This window comes from Micromonospora sp. NPDC049175, assembly GCF_043197345.1.
Taxonomy (GTDB): Bacteria; Actinomycetota; Actinomycetes; order Mycobacteriales; family Micromonosporaceae; genus Micromonospora.
Genome location: NZ_JBICSY010000008.1, coordinates 166,122 through 182,882, shown reverse-complemented (window position 1 = coordinate 182,882; position 16,761 = coordinate 166,122). Strand labels below are relative to the sequence as shown.

Below are 16,761 nucleotides of genomic sequence, written 5' to 3'. Positions count from 1 at the left end.
AACTGAGGGCGCGTCGACCATCCGGTCGACGCGCCCTCAGCCATTGTTGGCGGTACCCGAGTAGAGCCAGCGCCTTGCGCGAGCCGAGTAGGGAGTTCGGGGCCCCGTCGGTGGACGCGGGGTGGGCGCCACTCGCCGCCCCGCGTCACCCTCAGCCCGTGCCGGTCGACCAAGGTGGCGCTATCCGAGATAGGGGGCCTGGCGGTTCTCGGCGTGGTGGTGAAGGCGGAGGCGAACGGTGTCGTGGATAGGGATGTGGCCGAAGTCGGTGGGGTGGATGAAGCGGACCTCGGTGGACTCCTCGCTGACGGTCAGCGTGCCGCCGGTCACCCGGGCGAGGTAGGTCACGGTGAACTCCTGCCGCACCTCACCGTCGGGGTACGCCACGACGTGCGCGGGGTCGGTGTAGATGCCGAGCAGGCCGGTGATCTCGATGTCGAGGCCGGTCTCCTCTTTGACCTCGCGGACGGCGCACTGTTGAAGATTTTCGCCGATGTCCATGGCGCCGCCGGGTGGTGCCCAGTTGCCGGAGTCGGTGCGCCGTTGCAGCAGCACGCGGCCGTGGTCATCGGTGACGATGGCGGCGGCGCCGGGGACGAGGCTGTTGGCGGTGGGGGCGTCCGGGTCGTGGTAGTAGTCGCGCCGGCCGGTCACCGGGTCTCCTTGGGGTAGGCGGTGGTGGTTTGCCAGATCTGTTCGAATTGGCGCAGGCGTCCGAGCCCTGAGCCTGGACGGTGCTGGCTCCGCTAGGAGAAAGAACGGCGGACGCCTCAGCCCTTTTCCAGGTATTCGGCGCGCTCCTCGTCGACCAACGCGGCGACCGAGGCGGCCAGCGCCGGGTTGCTGCTCAGATCCGGGTCCTCCTCGATCAGGGTGATCGCCTCGGCGCGGGCGTCGCGGATCAGGTCCGCGTCGCGGCGCAGCGACAGCAGTCGCAGGTGGGAGCGGTGCCCGGACTGGGTCGCACCCAGCACGTCGCCCTCGCGGCGCTGCTCCAGATCCAACTCGGCGAGCGTGAAGCCGTCGCTCGTGGACGCCACCGCGTCCAGCCGTTCGCGTGCCGACGAGCCCTCGGCGGCCTCGCTGACGAGCAGGCAGAGCCCGGCGGCGGCACCCCGGCCGACCCGGCCCCGCAGCTGGTGCAGTTGGGAGACACCGAAGCGGTCGGCGTCCAGCACGATCATCACGGTGGCGTTCGGCACGTCCACGCCGACCTCGATCACCGTGGTCGCCACCAGCACGTCCAGGTCGCCGGCGGCGAAGGACCGCATCACCGCGTCCTTCTCGTCGGCCGGCAGGCGACCGTGCAGCACCCCGATCCGCAGCCCCTGCAGTGGGCCCTCGGCCAGCAGCGGAGCCACCTCGGTCACCGCCAGCGGCGGACGCCGACCGTTGTCGTCCTCGGGTGGCGGCTCCTCGTCGGACACCGGACCGTCACCGATCCGCGGACACACCACGTACGCCTGGTGGCCGGCGGCCACCTCCTCGCGCAGCCGACGCCAGGCCCGGTCCAGATAGGCCGGTTTCTCCGCGGCCGGCACCACGTGCGAGGCGATCGGCGACCGCCCCCGGGGCAACTGGGAGAGGGTGGAGACCTCCAGGTCGCCGTAGACGGTCATCGCCACCGTGCGCGGGATCGGGGTGGCCGTCATCACCAGCACGTGCGGCGGCTGGTCGGCCTTGGCCCGCAGCGCGTCGCGTTGCTCCACGCCGAAGCGGTGCTGCTCGTCGACGACGACCAGGCCGAGATCGGCGAAGTCGACGCCCTCGTAGAGCAGGGCGTGGGTGCCGAGCACGATGCCGGCGGCGCCACTGGCCACCTCGCCGAGCGCCCGCCGCCGGGCCGCCGCGCCCAGTGAGCCGGTGACCAGCTCGACCCGGGTGGCGTGCTCGGCGGACCCCAGCTCGCCGGCCCGCCCGAGCGGCCCGAGCAGGTCGAGCATGCCGCGGTGGTGCTGGGCGGCCAGCACCTCCGTGGGTGCCAGCAGCGCGGCCTGCCCGCCCGCGTCGACCACCTGGAGCATCGCCCGCAACGCCACCACCGTCTTGCCCGAGCCCACCTCACCCTGCAACAACCTGTGCATCGGGTGCGGGGTGGCGAGATCTCCCGCGATCTCCACGCCGACGTCACGCTGACCGGCCGTCAGCTCGTACGGGAGTCGGGCGTCGAAGGCGTCCAGCAGCCCGCCGGTGCGCGCCGGGCGGGGTCGGGCCGGCCAGTCGGCCGCCCGGTGCTTGCGCTGCACAAGCGTCAACTGGACGGCGAACGCCTCGTCCCACTTGAGCCGCCGCCGCGCCCGGTAGAGCGCCTCCTTGCTGGTCGGCCGGTGGATCTCGGTCAACGCGGCGCCCAACCCGACCAGCTTGCGGCTGGCGCGCACCTCGCCCGGCAGGGGATCGTCAGGTGGGGTGAACGTGTCGAGCACGACCCGTACGCACCGCGCGATCACCCAGGTCGGCACGGCCGCGGCGGCCGGGTAGACGGGGATCAGCGCACCGGCGAACTCCTCGATCTCGTCGCTGGCCGCCGCCTCGCCGTCACCGCCCTCACCGAGCAGGACGTACTCCGGGCCGTTGAGCTGCCGCTTGCTCCGGAACTCGGTGACCTTGCCGGCGAACAGCCCCCACCGGCCGGGGCGCAGCTCGCGCTCACGCCACGCCTGGTTGCCGAAGAAGGTCAACGTCAGCAGCCCACCGGAGCCGTCACCGACGGTCACCTCCAGCAGGTTGCCCCGTCGCTGCCGCATCGGGCGTACGGCGGTGCGCTGCACCTGGGCCAGCACAGTGACCTGCTCGCCGACGTCCAGCGAGCGGATGTCGGTGTGCTCGCCCCGCTCGTCGTAGCGACGCGGGAAGTGGTAGACCAGGTCACCCGCCGTGTGCAGGTCGAGGTGCGCGGCCAGCGCCTTGGCGGTCTTGTCCCCGACCAGCTTCTTCAGCGGAGTGTCGACGGTGGCTGGTTCGCTCATTCGATCCCTACCAGGAGCGGATAAAACGGTTGGCCGCCCGGGTACGCGTGCACCTCGACGAACGGCCACCGTCGCGCGACGTGCGCGCGGACGGCATCGATGAGCCCGGCCGGGGCGTCCACTCCGGACAGCAGGGTGACCATCTCGCCCCCGCCGCCCAGCATCCGGTCGACCACGGCGGCGCAGGTGTCGGTGAGGTCGGTGCCGATCAGGTGCACCTCCCCCTCGACAAGCGCCAGCACGTCGCCCGGACGGCACGGGCCGGCCATGGTCAGCGCCTCGCGGCTGGCGTGGCAGACCTCGGCGTAACGGCAGGCCCCGGCGGCCTCGGCCATCGCGATCACGTCGTCCTCGAAGCGGCGGTCGGCGTCGCGGACCGCGAGGGCGGCCAGCGCCTGCACCGGCGAGCGGGTCGGCACCACGCTCACCCTGATGCCGTGCCGGCGGGCCGCACGGGCCGCGGCGCTCGCCACCGCCTCCGTGTTGGGGTCGTTGGGCAACACCACCACCCGGGCCGCGCCGGTGCCCCGGACCGCGTCCAGCAGCTCGCCCGTGGACGGGTTGCCCGCCACCACCGTGGCGCCCTCCGCGGCGAACAGGTCGGCGATGCCGCCGCCGGTGGCCACCACCACCGCGGCCCGGCCGTCCGACACCTGGCCGCGGGGCGGCTCCGGCTGGTCGGCGAACCGGGTCACCGAGATCCGGTACGGGCGGCCGGCCGCGACGCCCGCCTCGACCGCCGCGCCCACGTCGTTGACGTGCACGTGCACGTTCCAGGTGCCCTCCGGCTCACGCCCGTCGCCGACGACGACGAGCGAATCCCCGAGCGCGTCCAGCGCCCGGCGCATCCCGGCCACCGCCTCGGCGTGGGCGTCGAGCAGGAACTGCACCTCGTACGCGTACTCGTCGGAGCCGGTCTCCCGCGCGACGGTGGCCGCCGGACGGGCGGAGCGGGTCGTCGGCGTCGGCTGGTCGACGCTCTTCCCCGTCAGCACCTCGACCAGCGCGTCGAGCAGCACGCAGAGCCCCCGGCCACCCGCGTCGACCACGCCCGCGCGGGCCAGCGCCGGTAGCTGCTCCGGGGTCCGGGCGAGCGCCTCGGCCGCCGCCCGGGCCGCGAGGCGGGCCACCGCCGGCAGGTCGTCGCTGTCCGCGCGTTCGGCCGCGGCGGCGGCCGCCGCGACCACGGTGAGCAGGGTGCCCTCGACCGGTCGGGCGACGGCGGTGTACGCGGCGGTGGTGCCGGACCGCAGGGCGGCGGCGAACTCCCGGCCACGCACCGTCGGCGCCACGGCGACCTGGTCGGCGAAACCCCGCAGGATCTGCGACAGGATCACCCCGGAGTTGCCCCGCGCGCCGAGCAGCGCGCCCTGGGCCATCAACCGCAGCGCGTGCCCGTGCGCGGTCGGCCCGCTGTCGGGGAGGGTGTCCAGGTCCATCGCGAGGGCCTGCTGGGCGGAGGTGAGGGTGAGCACCAGGTTGGTGCCGGTGTCGCCGTCCGGCACCGGGTAGACGTTGAGCTGGTCGATCTCGCCCTGGTGACGCTTCAGCGCGGCCAGCCCACCCGCGCACCAACGGCGCACCGCGGCGGCGTCGAGGGTGTCCAGCACGGCCAGAAGCCTACTGGCGCGCACCGACACGCGCCGGGCTCGTCCGGCGTGTCCGGTTGCCCCGCATGGGGTACGCCCTTCCCCCTGGCCCGGACGGACGGGATCCGCCCTCCAGGTACAGTTGCCGCCGGAACCACCCCCCGTCACCCCGGCGGGCCGACCACCGCCCACCGGCGGAGGGGCGGCTGATCACCGGGCCAGGGCGGTTGGTCACCTCGGCGGGACATCGGGTAGGCTGACGCGGTTGCCCGTGCAGCACCTCTGCCGGCAACCTCATGAACGTTTCAATCCCAGGAGTATCCCGTGGCTAGCGTGTGCGACGTCTGTGGCAAGGGGCCGGGCTTCGGCCACAACGTGCCCTGGTCCAAGAAGAAGACCAACCGCCGCTGGAACCCGAACATCCAGTCGGTGCGCACCCCGGCCGGTGGCGGCAACACCAAGAAGCTGCAGGTCTGCACCTCGTGCATCAAGGCCGGCAAGGTCACCCGCGCCTGACGCGGCGGCACCCACCTTCTCGTACGGCTCAGCCGGCGGACCTCCGGGTCCGCCGGCTCTGTCGTGCGCGCGCCGATCCGTCGCCGAAGACCGTCGGTCAGAGCGTGCGGCCGAACGAGACGCAGCCCTCCTCGTCCTTGTAGAAGCCGAAGTTCGGGATCCGCTCGTAACCGGCGGAGGCGTACATGGCGATCGCCTCGGGCTGCTTGTCGCCGCACTCCAGGACCACCCGCTTGCGGCCGTGCTCGCGGGCCGAACGCTCGACGGCCGCCAGCACGGCGCGGGCCACGCCCCGCCCACGCGCCGTCGGGGCGGTGTACATCCGCTTCACCTCCGCGCAGTCCGTGCCGTGGCTGCGCCAACCACCGCAGCCGACCGGCTCACCGGCCAGATAGGCGACGAGGAACGCCCCATCGGGCGGCTCGAACTCGGTCGCGTCGACGGGGGTGTCATCACCGTTGCCGCCGTAGCGGACAGCGAGGTCGGTCAGCGCGGCATGGATCAACTGCTGCGCCACAGGTGCGTCGAAACGCACGGCCCGGATCTCAATCTCACTCACAGTGCCCAGAATACGACCGCTGGCGGGCCTCACCGGAAGTGGTCCCAGCCGGCCGGGCCGTCGTGCGGCGCGCCGTCGACAGTCACCCCGGCACCGTCCGTGACCACCCCGATCGGCAGCCAGTCCGGCGGCAACACCACCCCCGGCGGGAAGGTCGCGGCCAGCGCGTGGTCGTCGCCACCGGCGAGGATCCAGGTGTACGGGTCGACGCCGAGCGCCCGCGCCGCGTCGGCCATCTGCCGGGGCACCTCGAACGCGTCGCGGCGCACGTCGATAGCGACCCCGCTGGCCGCCGACACGTGCCCGAGGTCGGCGAGCAGCCCGTCCGACACGTCGATCATCGAGGTGGCGCCGAGCCGGGCGGCCTGGGGGCCGGCCGGATAGGGCACCTGCGGCCGCCGGTACGCCTCGACCAGCAGCCGGGGAGTGCGGAAGCCCCGGGTGAGCACGGTCAGCCCGGCCGCCGCGTGCCCGGTGCGCCCGGCCAGGGCGAGCACGTCCCCGGGGCGGGCGCCGGAGCGCAGCACGGGCGGGCGGCCCGCCAGGTCGCCCAGCGCGGTGACCGCGACGGTCAGGGTGGGGCTGGCCGACATGTCGCCGCCGACGACGCTCGCGCCGACGGTGGCCGCCTCGGCGGAGAGGCCGTCGGCCAACTCCTCGGCCCAGCCGGTGTCCAGGTCCGCCGGCATGCAGAGGGCGACAAGCAGGGCGGTCGGCGTGGCCCCCATGGCCACGATGTCGGCGAGGTTGGCCGCCGCCGCCCGGTGCCCGACGTCGCGGGCGGAGGACCAGTCCCGCCGGAAGTGCCGCCCGTCGACAAGGACGTCGGTGGAGGCCGCCACCCGTCCGTCCGGCGCGGCCACCACCGCCGCGTCGTCACCCGGGCCGAGCAGGGTCGTCGGTCCGTACGTCAGCCGGGCGGTGATCTTTCCGATCAGCCCGAACTCCCCGATTCCGGACACGCTGGCACCGCCGCCGGTGTTCCGCCCGTACTGCCCGGCTCCGCCGTGCTCGCTCACCGCTGCTCCTTGACCACCGATAGGGATCAGACCTGGTCCGTAAGGTAGTTTCACCCTTCGGGCCGCTCCCGGGCGGCGACGGACGGAGGTCTAGTCGTGGTACAGGCGTACATCCTCATCCAGACCGAGGTGGGCCGGGCACGTGACGTGGCGGGTCTCATCGCGGACCTCGCCGGCGTGGTGCGCGTCGACGCCGTCACCGGGCCGTACGACGTGGTCGTCCTCACCGAGGCGAACACCGTCGACGAGCTCGGCAAACTCATTGTCAGCAAGGTGCAGATGGTGCCTGGCATCACCCGCACCCTCACGTGTTCGGTGGTGCGGCTGTAAGTGGACGAGATGACGAACTCCTCCGCTGCTCTGGACGACGGCGCGCGCGACGCGTCCGACGGGACACCCGAGCCGGCTGACGGTATCGGTGCGTCGGCCGACCCGGCCGCCGCCGCGCCGGCCGGGCGGGACCGGACCATTCGTGGCGCCGCTCTGCTGGCCACGCTGATCGCGTTGCCGATCACGCTGCTGGTGGCCGTGTTCGCCTTCACCAAGCTCACCCCGGACGCACCGGCCGCCGCGCCGTCCCCGTCCGCGACAAGCCCTCGGGCGCAGTCCACCGCCCCGGTGGAGATGGCCGCACCGGCCCTGGCCGCCCGCCCGGCCACGGTCTGCCGGGCCCTGCTCTCCCAGTTGCCGACGAGCATCCGCGACCTGGCCCAGCGGCCGGTCACCGCCGGCCCGGAGCAGAACGCGGCGTACGGCGACCCCGCGCTCACCGTGGCCTGCGGCGGCGCCGAGCCGACCTTCCCCGCCACCGACGAGGTCTGGACCGTCAACCGGGTCTGCTGGCACCTGGCCGAGCAGGGCGAGCAGACCGTGCTCACCACCGTCGACCGGGAGACGTCGATCGAGGTGCGCGTCCCGCGTTCGTACGAGCAGCCGTTGCAGTGGGTGCCGTCGATTTCCAGCACGATCGTGGCGAGCGTGCCCTCCGGCGGCGCCATCCCCTCCGGCTGCCAGCGCTGAGCTGGCCCCCCGCGCCGACCGAGCCGGGCGGGGGGACCGGGTTGCTCAGTGCAGACCGACGCCGCGCCGTTGGGCGGTACGGATCAGCCGGTTGACAAGCTTCGGGTACTCCAGGCCGGAGGCCGCCCACATCCGCGGGAACATCGACGTCGGGGTGAACCCGGGCATCGTGTTGATCTCGTTGAGATAGACGTCCAGCTCGGGGGTGACGAAGAAGTCGGCCCGGGCCAGACCGGCGCAGTCCAGCGCGGTGAACGCGCGGACCGCGTACTCCTGCACCTGGCGGGTGACCCGCTCCGGCAGGTCGGCCGGGATGTCGTACTCGCAGGAGTCGTCGAGGTACTTCGCCTCGAAGTCGTAGAAGTCGTGGTCCGCGACGACCCGCACCTCGGCCAGGACGGACGCCTCGGGTGTGCCCCCGGCCTCGCCCTCCAGCACGCCACACTCGATCTCGCGGCCGACGATCGCGGCCTCGATGATGACCTTCGGGTCGAACTGCCGGGCGGCGGCGACCGCGGTGTCCAGGTCCGCCCAGTCGGTGACCTTGCTGACTCCGAAGGACGATCCGGCCCGGGACGGCTTGACGAAGACCGGCAGGCCGAGCCGCTCCTTGTCCTGCTCGCTGAGTGTCATCCCGTTGCGCAGCACGGCGTACGTGCCGACCGGGATGCCCTCGACGGCGCAGAGCTTCTTGGTGAACTCCTTGTCCATGGCGGCCGCGGAGGCGAAGACGTTCGCCCCGACGTAGGGGATGCCGGCCATCTCCAGCATGCCCTGGATGGTGCCGTCCTCGCCGTACGCGCCGTGCAGCACCGGGAAGACCACGTCGACGTCGGCGAGCACCCGGGGGCCTTCGGTCGGGTCGAGCACCATCAGGCCGTTGCCGGTCGGGTCGGCGCGCAGCACGATGTCGTCCCCGGAATCGGCGGTGATCTCCGGCAACCGACGGGCTTCGATGGCGAACTGGGCGGGGTCTCCGTTGGTCAGCACCCACTGGCCGGCTCGGGTGATGCCGACGGGCACCACCTCGAACTCGTCCGGGTCGAGCGCGCCGAACACGCTGCCGGCGCTGACGCAGGAGATGCCGTGCTCCGGGCTGCGGCCGCCGAAGACGATCGCCACGCGGGTTTTGCCTGGGGTGGTCACTCCGGTCACCTCTTCGTACGCGACTGCGGCTGGTCGTGCTCGCCGGTGGCGCTCACTCGGTTGACCTTACTGTGCGTGGCGATGGGACGAGGCGATACCCGGCGAGCCACGGCGCGACACGGCGATCGGTCATCACGGGATATACGGTGCGTGATGGGACGATTGCCATCCGGTGGAGGTTCGGCCGGGGCCTGGTCAGTCGTGGGCGTGCCGGCGGCCGACCGCGATGACCTTCACCCGCTGCCGGCCGGCGCGCACCATGCCCAGCGCCATGAACGCTCCGGCGATCCGGTCGGCGGCCTCCCGACTGCTGGCGCCGACCACCTGCCGTCGCCGCTCGGGCACGGTCCGCTCGTCGCGGTCGACGCCGTCGACCGGACGCACGTCGGTGAGCACCACCAGGAAGCGGGTCATCGGGGACCGACCTGGCGTAAGTGGCAGAACTCCGGAACGGCACGCACGTCGTCGTCTCCTTCCGGCGGGCCGGGATGGCGCGGCACGCGACGATCGGGCACGGGGGAGAAACCCGATCGCCGCGCGCCCCATCCCTCCGGTCGCTCACCACCACCGTCGCCACGACAACCGGCGGTGAGGACGCGCTAACAGATTGACACGTTCACCGCCGTGAATGCAACTCTCATCGAGACGATCCCATGCAGACGTTCCCAAGGATGTGTGCGACCATCGATGCATGGCCCCGAAGACAGCCCGTGCCCGCCGGCTCGGCATCGCCCTGCGCCACCACCGGGAAGCCGCCGGCCTGACGCTGGAAACCGCCGCGGATGAGATCAACAGCACCCGCAGCACCCTCTCCCGGTACGAGAACGCCCAGTCCCTGATCACCCCGGCCACCGTGCGCGCGCTGCTCACGTCGTACGGGGTGGGTGCCGAGGAGGTGGCCGCGGCGGTGCAGCTCGCCAAGGACGCCCGCAAGCCGGGCTGGTGGGTCTCGTACTCCTACCTGCTGGATCCGCGCACCATCGACTTCATCGCGCTGGAGGCCGAGGCGACCGCGATCGCCAACTTCGAGCCCTCCGTGGTGCCCGGCCTGCTCCAGACGGCCGACTACATCCGTGGCGTGATGCGCGGTGGTCCGCACACCCTCACCGACGACCTGGTGGAGCAGCGGGTCAAGGTCCGACTCGACCGGCAGCAACGGCTCACCGGCGACGATCCGCCCATCCTCGACGCGATCATCGACGAGGGCGCACTGCTGCGCCCGGTCGGCGACCAGTCGGGGATGGACGGCCAACTGCGGCACCTGGTCAAGATGGCCGAGTTGCCGAACATCACCGTGCAGGTGATCCCGCTCTCCGCCGGCTACCACCGGGGCACCCGCGGCTCCCTGCACATCCTCGAGTTCGCCGATCCGGAGGATCCGATCATCGCCTCGGTGGAAACCGTCGCCGGTCAGATGATCCTCGACCGAGCCGGCGAGACGCGGACCTGCACCAAGATCATGGAGCACCTCCGAAGCGTGGCGCTCAGCCCGGCCGACAGCCGCGGAATGCTCCTGACAGCCCTGAAGGGACGGTAAGACCAATGACACCGACGATCACAGCGGCCATGGCCGCGGCGGCGTGGCGCAAGAGCAGCCGCAGCGGCGACGAGGGCGCCTGCGTGGAGGTGGCCGCGATCCCGCGGCTGGTGGCCGTCCGCGACTCCAAGGACCCGTCCGGGCCCGCGCTGCTGTTCCCGCCGGCCGCCTGGGCCGCCTTCGCCCAGGCACCTCCCCTGCAGTGACCGGGAGGCCGAGGCACTGATTCGACAAACCGCACCACCACCCGCCGCCCCGGCCGCCGTACCGCCGACCACTCGGCGCGGCGACCGGGGCGGACCGGACTGAGGCGACACACGGCCGACGAGGCCGGACTGAGGCGACACACGGCCGGCGGGGCCGGACTCAGGCGCCCAGCGGCCGGTCGGGGCCGGCGTCAGCCGACGAAACGCCGGACTCAGGCGACGAGCGGCCGGGGCTCCGGGACGGCACGCAGCGCCTCCAACGCGGCGATCGCCACGCCCCGGGCACCGGCCATGTCCCGGTCCGGCACCAGCGCGAAGGTGGCCACCGCCGCCTGCTCCTCGCGAAGCACGGTGTGCTCACGGACCGTCGCCAGGAACCAGTCGCGGAACTCGGGGGCCGCCTCCACCACCCCACCACCGACGAAGTACGCGTGCGGATCGGTGAAGTTCGCCGCGACGGTGAACAGCCGGCCCAGCGCCATCGCCTGCTGGGTGAAGAGGTCCCGCGCGAGGGCGTCCCCCCGCTCGCCGTACCCCCGGACCAACTTCGCCGCCCGGGCCACCGGCTCGGCGGTGAGCGGGTGGTCGGGATAGCGGGTCAACCAGTACGGCAGGAGGTTACGTTCGATGCCGGTCAGCGAGGCGATGCTCTCCACGTCCCCGGTGAAGCCGCAGGCGCAGGTGGGCTCCGACTGCCCCGGGCCGAGCAACCCGCCCAGCGGAATGTGCACGTGCCCAAGCTCCCCGGCCATCCCGGCGGCGCCGGCGATCACCCGGCCGCTCTCGACCACACCGCCGCCGAGGCCGGTGCCGACGATCGCGGAGACCGACGAGCGGTTCATCGCGTCCTCGCCGAAGTACACGTGGTGGGCGTAGAGGGCGGCCGCGTTGCCGTCGTTGTGGTAGATCACCGGAAGGCCGAGCCGTCGCTCCAGCGCGCCCCGCACGTCGAAGCCCCGCCACGCGGGCTGGGAGAAGTTCGTGGAACCCCGCGACGAGATGACGCCGTCGGCGCTGGCCGGGCCGGGAGTGTCGAGCCCCACCGCCCGGACCAGCTCACGGGGCACGCCGGTCTGTGCCAGGGCGCCGTCCAGCGCCCTGGCCAGGGCCTCGATCGCCGCCTCCGGCCCGGACCGCACCTCGCTGGGGATCTCCAACAGTCCGTCCACCAGGAAGCGGCCGTCCACCGTCAGCACGGTGGCGTTGTTGCTGGTGCCGCCGTTGTCCAGTCCGACGACCACCGGCACCCCTGTGCTGCCCACCGAAAACCGCCTCCCGCCCGTAAGAGTGTGAGCCGAGGCTAGTGCCAACCCCTCTCCCCCGCCACGCCCGGCCACCCGCCGGCTGGCAGAGGCGCCGCCATGCGTCACCGCACGTCCCGTTTGACCAGAAGGTCCGTCTCACGGTCGGCGCGGTCAGCTCGACGGTGCCGTGGCGTCGCCGCCGGGCCTCGCCCCCCTGCCCTCCTCTTTCCCCTTTGCTCTGCACCCGCCCACGCGCCAGTTACGGACCGTTAGTGGTGCGTGGGCGGGTGCAGAGCAAAGGGCGCGCAAGGGGGTCCCGGCCAGGTTCTGCCCGCCACCGGGCCGACGCGGTGTCAACCGCGACGCGGTGTCAACCGCGACGCGGGTTCAGTCGGGGCGCGAGTTCGGTCGGGGCGCGGGTTCAGTCGGGGCGTCGGGCGGTGACCGCGGTGCCGTCCAGGTCCTCGTCCTGCCGCACGCCGGGCACCAGGCCGGCTGCCTCGAACGCCGCGCAGAGCGCGTCCACCTGCGTGACGCCGGCCTCGACGACCAGGTGCCCGCCGGGCGTCAACCAGTCGGCCGCCCCAACACCCACCCGGCGCAGCACGGAGAGCCCGTCCGGCCCGCCGTCGAGCGCCACCGGGGCCTCGTGCAGCCGCGCCTCCGGCGGCATCAGCGCCACCGCGTCGGTCGGCACGTACGGGGCGTTTGCCACCACCAGGTCCAGCCGGCCCCGCCATCGCGCGGGCAGGGGCGCGAACAGGTCACCCTCGTACACCTCGGCGCTCAGGCCGGTGAGGTTGCGGCGCGCGCACGCCACGGCCGCCGGGTCGATGTCGGCGGCGGCCAGCCAACGCGGCGCGAGCCGATGCGCCAACGCGACGGTGGTGGCACCTGAGCCGCAGCACAGGTCGACCACCGCCGGAGCCGGGCCGGTCAACCCGGCCGCCACCTCGACCAGCAGGGCCGTCCGACCACGGGGCACGAAGACACCCGCGTCCACGGCGATTCGCAGGCCGCAGAACTCCGCCCAGCCGAGCAGGTACTCCAGCGGCTCGCCGGCCACCCGACGGTCGGTCAGGTCGGCCAACGTCGCCGGCGAGTCGGCGGCGGCCAGCAGCAGATCGGCCTCGTCCTCGGCGTAGACGCAACCGGCGGCACGCAGCCGGCGTATCAGGGCGGGCCGATCGGTGAGTGTCACAGGCCTCCGGAGCGTGGTCCGGCCGCGTCCAGGGCGGCGGCGATGTCGGCCACCAGGTCGGGGGTGTCCTCCACACCGCAGGACAGCCGGACGAAGCCGGGGGCGGTGTCGTCACCCCACTGCGCCCGGCGGTCCGCGGTGGTGTGCAACCCGCCGAAGGAGGTCGCCGCCGCCACCAACCGGGCGGCCGCGACGAATCGGCCCACCCGGTCGGCGGTGCCCAGGTCGAAGGAGAGCACCCCGGGCATCCGGCGCATCTGCGCCGAGGCCACCGGGTACGCCGGGTCGTCCGGCCGCCCCGGCCAGCGCAGCCCGGTCACGTCCGGCCGGCCGGCGAGCAGGTCGCTGACGGCGGCGGCGTTCGCGCTCTGCCGGGCCAGCCGCAGGTCGAGGGTGGCCAGCGACCGGTGCGCCAACCAGGCGTCGAACGCGCCCGGGACCGAGCCGGTGCCGGTACGCCACCGCGTGACCGCTTCGATCAGCTCGGCGGACCGGCTGGCCAGGTAGCCCAGCAGCAGGTCGGAGTGGCCGGTGAGCGCCTTGGTGCCGGAGGCGGCCACCAGGTCGGCGCCGAGGTCCAGCGGGCGCTGACCGAGCGGGGTGGCGGTGGTGTTGTCCACCGCGAGCAGCGCACCGGCGGCGTGGGCCCGCTCGGCCAGGGCGGCGACGTCGACCACGTCCAGACCCGGATTGGCCGGGGTCTCCACGAGCACCAGCCGGACGCCCTCGAAGGACGGGTACGGCCCCACGGTCGGCACGAAGAGCACCCGCACGCCGATCGTCTCCAGCACGGCGGTGGCGAACGCCCGGACCGGGAAGTAGCCGTCGGAGGGCAGTACCACTGTGTCGCCCGGTCGCAGCAGGGTGAGCAGCGTCCCGGTGATGGCCGCCTGACCGCTGGCGAAGACCCGACAGTCACCGCCTTCCAACTCGCCCACGGCCGCTTCCAGCAGCCGTCGGGTCGGGTTGTCCGGGCGGCCGTAGCCGTTCGGCGACGTGCCCTGGCCCTGCCACGGGTCGAGGTGGTACGGCGCGGCGAAGACCGGCCCGGGCAGGAACGGATCCCCCGGTGCCGGTTCGGGCAGGCCGGCGCGTACGCAGCGGGTGCCGTCACCCAGTTCGCTCATCGGTTCCTCACTCGTACGACTCGGGTTTGGCGGTCCGGCTCATCAGGGTCTGCACGGCGAGGCGCGGGTCCATCCCCTCGTGGCAGATCCGCTCGACGTGCTCGGTGATCGGCATCTCCACACCGTGTGCCCGGGCCAGGTCTCGGATCGCCAGGCAGCTCTTCACGCCCTCGGCGGTCTGCCGGGTGGCGGCCTGGGCCTGCTCCAACGTCTCGCCCCGGCCGAGATGCTCGCCGAAGGTGCGGTTGCGGGCCAGCGGGGACGAGCAGGAGGCGACCAGGTCGCCCATGCCGGCGAGGCCGGCGAAGGTGATCGGGTCCGCGCCGAGTGCCACGCCCAACCGGGCCGTCTCGGCCAGCCCCCGGGTCATCAGCATGGCCCGGGTGTTGTCGCCGAAGCCCATCGCGGTGGCGATGCCGTACGACAGGGCGATCACGTTCTTGACCGCCCCGCCCAGCTCACAGCCGATCACGTCGTCGTTCGTGTACGGGCGCAGGTAGGGCGTCCGGATCGACGCCTGCACGAGCACGGTGCGGTGGCTGTTCGTCCCGGCGACGACTGTCGCGGCGGGCTGCTCGGCGGCGATCTCCGGAGCCAGGTTCGGGCCGGAGACCACCACCACCCGGTCCGCGGCGACCCCGGCGGTCTCCACGATGACCTCGCTCATCCGCTTGGTGGTGCCGAGTTCGATGCCCTTCATCAGCGACACGAGTGTCGAGTCGGGGTGCAGGTGCCCGGCCCACTCGGCGAGGTTGCCGCGCAGGGTCTGCGACGGTACGGCCAGCACCACCACCTCGGCGCCGGTGATCGCCTCGGCCGCGTCGCGGGTGGCGGTGACCCGGGACGGCAGCAGCACACCGGGCAGGTACTCCGGGTTGCAGCGCTCGGTCCGGATGCTCTCCGCGACCGGCGCACGACGGGCCCACACCGTCACGTCCCGCCCCGCGTCCGCGAGGATCTTGGCGAACGCCGTGCCCCAGGAACCCGCACCGAGCACCGCGACGTGGCCGGTCACGCGACCGCTCCCGAGCGCGTCGGGATGGCCGGAACGGCCCCGGCGCGGGAGTTGACGCCCCGCCCGTTCACGCCGCCTCACCCTGCTGCTCGCGCCCGGCGGAGGACCGGGCCGGTCGCTCCCACAGCGGCGGCGGGGTGCCGCCGCGGACCTCGCCGAGCATGTCCCGCAGCCGCAACATGATGGTGTCCGTCATCTCCTCGAGGGTGGCCCGGGTCGGCTGGGCGTCGGCCCACCCGCTCAGGTCGATCGGTGCCCCGGCGACAACTGTCACCGGGATCCGGGGGCGCGGGTTGACACGGCTGGTCCGGGGGTCGAAGAGCCGCTCCGGCCCCCACATCACCACCGGTACGACGGGAGCGCCGGTGGCCAGGGCCAGCCGAGCGGCACCGGTCTTGGCCTTCATCGGCCACAGCTCCGGCTGCCGGGTGGTGGTGCCCTCCGGGTAGATCACCACGGCGCCACCGTGGTCGAGCGCGGCGACCAGGGAGTCCAGGGAGCGGACCGCGTCGACGCTGCCCCGGTCGACCGGGATCTGCCGGCACCGGTGCAGGATCCAGCCGATCACCGGCACCCGGAACACGCTGGCCTTGCCCAGGTACTGCGGCCAGCGCCCGGAATCGTAGATGAAGTGCGCGGAGACCAGCGGGTCGGCGTGCGAGATGTGGTTCGCCACGATGATGATGCCGCCGTCGCGGCGAAGGTGCTCCTGGCCACGCCAGGTCCGCCGGGTCCACACGGTCATCACCGGCTTCACCAGCCCCACGGCGAACCGTTGCCAGAACCCCAGCCTCCGCCGTGCCACTCTGCCTCCTCGTCGCGCCCCAACCCGCCGCGAGACCCCGCCCGCGACACCCGCAGCGGAAATCATGCCTGCTCGCCCCCGGTACGGCCAGCGAGGGTCCCGCCGTCCTGCTGGCAGGATTGCGGGCGTGAGTCAGCCGAGGTGGGCCGTTGTGGTGCCGGTGAAGCATCTGGCCGCGGCCAAGAGTCGGCTGCGGGGCGCTCTGCCGGGCGTACCGCACGAGGAGCTGGCACTGGCCCTGGCGGCCGACACGCTCCGCGCGGTGCTGGCCTGCCCGGCGGTCGCCGAGGCCCTGGTGGTGACCGACGACGCTCGGGTGGCGGGGGCGGCGCGGGCCGCCGGCGCGCGGGTGCTGCCCGACGAGCCGGCCGCCGGACTGAACGCCGCGTTCCGGCACGGCGCGTCCGCGACGACCGCCGGGTGGGTGGCCGGGCTCACGGCGGACCTGCCGGCGCTGCGCCCGGCCGAGCTGGCCAGCGCGCTGCTCGCGGCGCAGAACGGACGACCCGCGGTACGCCGTTTCGTGCCCGACGCGCCGGGCAGCGGCACCGTGCTGCTCACCGCGCCGCCGGGTGTGCCGCTGGACCCTCGCTTCGGGGTGGGCTCGGCGGTCGCGCACGCGGCGAGTGGAGCGCTGCCGCTCAGCGGCGACTGGCCCAGCCTGCGCCGGGACGTGGACACCGCCGCGGACCTGACCGCCGCCGCCCGGCTCGGGCTGGGGCCGCGCACCGCCGCGCTCGTCACCGCCGGCCGCCCGGCCCGCTCGGCGGGCTGACCCGCCCGGCCCGCTCGGCGGGCTGACCGCCGG

General features: G+C 73.5%; 18 protein-coding genes. 6 read left to right on the top strand and 12 right to left on the bottom strand.

The genetic code is table 11. The annotated features are described in order from the left end of the window. Window positions 1-180: 180 nt before the first annotated feature. From ACGFH8_RS28255 to ACGFH8_RS28245, 3 genes are all read right to left on the bottom strand, one after another. Window positions 181-654 (bottom strand): NUDIX domain-containing protein, encoded by a 474-nt coding sequence (locus ACGFH8_RS28255; RefSeq protein ID WP_393372869.1) that lies wholly within the window; start codon window positions 652-654, stop codon window positions 181-183. A gap of 116 nt (window positions 655-770) precedes the next feature. Next, on the bottom strand, window positions 771-2,969 hold the full coding sequence (recG, locus tag ACGFH8_RS28250) for an ATP-dependent DNA helicase RecG (RefSeq protein ID WP_393372866.1): 2,199 nt from the start codon (window positions 2,967-2,969) through the stop codon (window positions 771-773). Further along, entirely contained in the window at window positions 2,966-4,579 is a 1,614-nt protein-coding gene (locus ACGFH8_RS28245) for a DAK2 domain-containing protein (protein WP_393372863.1), read from the bottom strand. The genes recG and ACGFH8_RS28245 overlap by 4 nt, the downstream gene beginning before the upstream one ends. Before the next feature lie 303 nt (window positions 4,580-4,882). On the opposite strand from ACGFH8_RS28245, the gene rpmB reads away from it, so the two are divergent. Beyond that, window positions 4,883-5,074 carry a 50S ribosomal protein L28 gene (rpmB, locus tag ACGFH8_RS28240; protein WP_091671657.1) on the top strand — a complete coding sequence of 64 codons (192 nt, stop codon included), beginning with the start codon at window positions 4,883-4,885 and terminating at the stop codon, window positions 5,072-5,074. Window positions 5,075-5,171: 97 nt separating this feature from the next. On the opposite strand, the gene ACGFH8_RS28235 is transcribed toward rpmB, so the two are convergent. Both ACGFH8_RS28235 and ACGFH8_RS28230 read right to left on the bottom strand, forming a co-directional pair. Then, a complete protein-coding gene (locus tag ACGFH8_RS28235; RefSeq protein ID WP_393372860.1) occupies window positions 5,172-5,633 on the bottom strand; it encodes a GNAT family N-acetyltransferase in 462 nt (153 codons plus the stop codon). Between the two features lie 29 nt (window positions 5,634-5,662). Then, a complete protein-coding gene (locus ACGFH8_RS28230) occupies window positions 5,663-6,595 on the bottom strand; it encodes a thiamine-phosphate kinase (RefSeq protein WP_393373085.1) in 933 nt (310 codons plus the stop codon). 153 nt (window positions 6,596-6,748) lie between these two features. Here ACGFH8_RS28230 and ACGFH8_RS28225 point away from each other — a divergent pair, with 153 nt between their 5' ends. Continuing rightward, on the top strand, window positions 6,749-6,982 hold the full coding sequence (locus ACGFH8_RS28225) for an Lrp/AsnC ligand binding domain-containing protein (RefSeq protein WP_013284547.1): 234 nt from the start codon (window positions 6,749-6,751) through the stop codon (window positions 6,980-6,982). A gap of 9 nt (window positions 6,983-6,991) precedes the next feature. Then, a complete protein-coding gene (locus ACGFH8_RS28220; RefSeq protein ID WP_393372857.1) occupies window positions 6,992-7,672 on the top strand; it encodes a DUF3515 family protein in 681 nt (226 codons plus the stop codon). Between the two features lie 45 nt (window positions 7,673-7,717). Here ACGFH8_RS28220 and ACGFH8_RS28215 read toward each other — a convergent pair whose 3' ends face one another. Both ACGFH8_RS28215 and ACGFH8_RS28210 read right to left on the bottom strand, forming a co-directional pair. Then, entirely contained in the window at window positions 7,718-8,818 is a 1,101-nt protein-coding gene (locus ACGFH8_RS28215) for a D-alanine--D-alanine ligase family protein (RefSeq protein WP_393372854.1), read from the bottom strand. A 195-nt stretch (window positions 8,819-9,013) separates the two neighbouring features. Further along, window positions 9,014-9,232, bottom strand: a complete 219-nt coding sequence (locus ACGFH8_RS28210) for a hypothetical protein (RefSeq protein WP_393372851.1) — start codon at window positions 9,230-9,232, stop codon at window positions 9,014-9,016. Between the two features lie 277 nt (window positions 9,233-9,509). Between ACGFH8_RS28210 and ACGFH8_RS28205 the strand changes: the two genes are divergently transcribed. Together ACGFH8_RS28205 and ACGFH8_RS28200 are read left to right on the top strand one after the other, a co-directional pair. After that, a complete protein-coding gene (locus ACGFH8_RS28205; RefSeq protein WP_393372848.1) occupies window positions 9,510-10,355 on the top strand; it encodes a helix-turn-helix domain-containing protein in 846 nt (281 codons plus the stop codon). A 5-nt stretch (window positions 10,356-10,360) separates the two neighbouring features. Then, window positions 10,361-10,561, top strand: coding sequence for a DUF397 domain-containing protein (locus ACGFH8_RS28200; protein WP_393372845.1), 201 nt, complete (start codon window positions 10,361-10,363; stop codon window positions 10,559-10,561). Window positions 10,562-10,773: 212 nt separating this feature from the next. Here ACGFH8_RS28200 and ACGFH8_RS28195 read toward each other — a convergent pair whose 3' ends face one another. The 5 genes from ACGFH8_RS28195 to ACGFH8_RS28175 form a co-directional block, all read right to left on the bottom strand. Next, window positions 10,774-11,823 (bottom strand): ROK family protein, encoded by a 1,050-nt coding sequence (locus tag ACGFH8_RS28195; RefSeq protein WP_393372843.1) that lies wholly within the window; start codon window positions 11,821-11,823, stop codon window positions 10,774-10,776. A gap of 403 nt (window positions 11,824-12,226) precedes the next feature. Further along, window positions 12,227-13,006 carry a putative protein N(5)-glutamine methyltransferase gene (locus tag ACGFH8_RS28190; RefSeq protein WP_393372841.1) on the bottom strand — a complete coding sequence of 260 codons (780 nt, stop codon included), beginning with the start codon at window positions 13,004-13,006 and terminating at the stop codon, window positions 12,227-12,229. Then, window positions 13,003-14,133, bottom strand: coding sequence for a cystathionine gamma-lyase (locus ACGFH8_RS28185; RefSeq protein WP_393372838.1), 1,131 nt, complete (start codon window positions 14,131-14,133; stop codon window positions 13,003-13,005). Before ACGFH8_RS28185 ends, ACGFH8_RS28190 begins: the two co-directional genes overlap by 4 nt. 7 nt (window positions 14,134-14,140) lie before the next feature. Next, window positions 14,141-15,148 carry an NAD(P)H-dependent glycerol-3-phosphate dehydrogenase gene (locus ACGFH8_RS28180; protein ID WP_393372835.1) on the bottom strand — a complete coding sequence of 336 codons (1,008 nt, stop codon included), beginning with the start codon at window positions 15,146-15,148 and terminating at the stop codon, window positions 14,141-14,143. A gap of 67 nt (window positions 15,149-15,215) precedes the next feature. After that, the gene (locus ACGFH8_RS28175) at window positions 15,216-15,953 is read right to left on the bottom strand and encodes a lysophospholipid acyltransferase family protein (protein WP_393372833.1); all 738 of its coding nucleotides are present in this window, start codon (window positions 15,951-15,953) and stop codon (window positions 15,216-15,218) included. Between the two features lie 127 nt (window positions 15,954-16,080). Here ACGFH8_RS28175 and cofC point away from each other — a divergent pair, with 127 nt between their 5' ends. Beyond that, a complete protein-coding gene (gene cofC, locus ACGFH8_RS28170) occupies window positions 16,081-16,728 on the top strand; it encodes a 2-phospho-L-lactate guanylyltransferase (protein ID WP_393372831.1) in 648 nt (215 codons plus the stop codon). Window positions 16,729-16,761 lie beyond the last annotated feature (33 nt).

Coding starts and splice junctions, on each gene's coding strand:
- ACGFH8_RS28200 (WP_393372845.1), top strand. CDS start 10,361: ATGACACCGACGATCACAGCGGCCATGGCCGCGGCGGCGTGGCGCAAG.
- ACGFH8_RS28220 (WP_393372857.1), top strand. CDS start 6,992: ATGACGAACTCCTCCGCTGCTCTGGACGACGGCGCGCGCGACGCGTCC.
- ACGFH8_RS28205 (WP_393372848.1), top strand. CDS start 9,510: ATGGCCCCGAAGACAGCCCGTGCCCGCCGGCTCGGCATCGCCCTGCGC.
- ACGFH8_RS28185 (WP_393372838.1), bottom strand. CDS start 14,133: ATGAGCGAACTGGGTGACGGCACCCGCTGCGTACGCGCCGGCCTGCCC.
- ACGFH8_RS28210 (WP_393372851.1), bottom strand. CDS start 9,232: ATGACCCGCTTCCTGGTGGTGCTCACCGACGTGCGTCCGGTCGACGGC.
- recG (WP_393372866.1), bottom strand. CDS start 2,969: ATGAGCGAACCAGCCACCGTCGACACTCCGCTGAAGAAGCTGGTCGGG.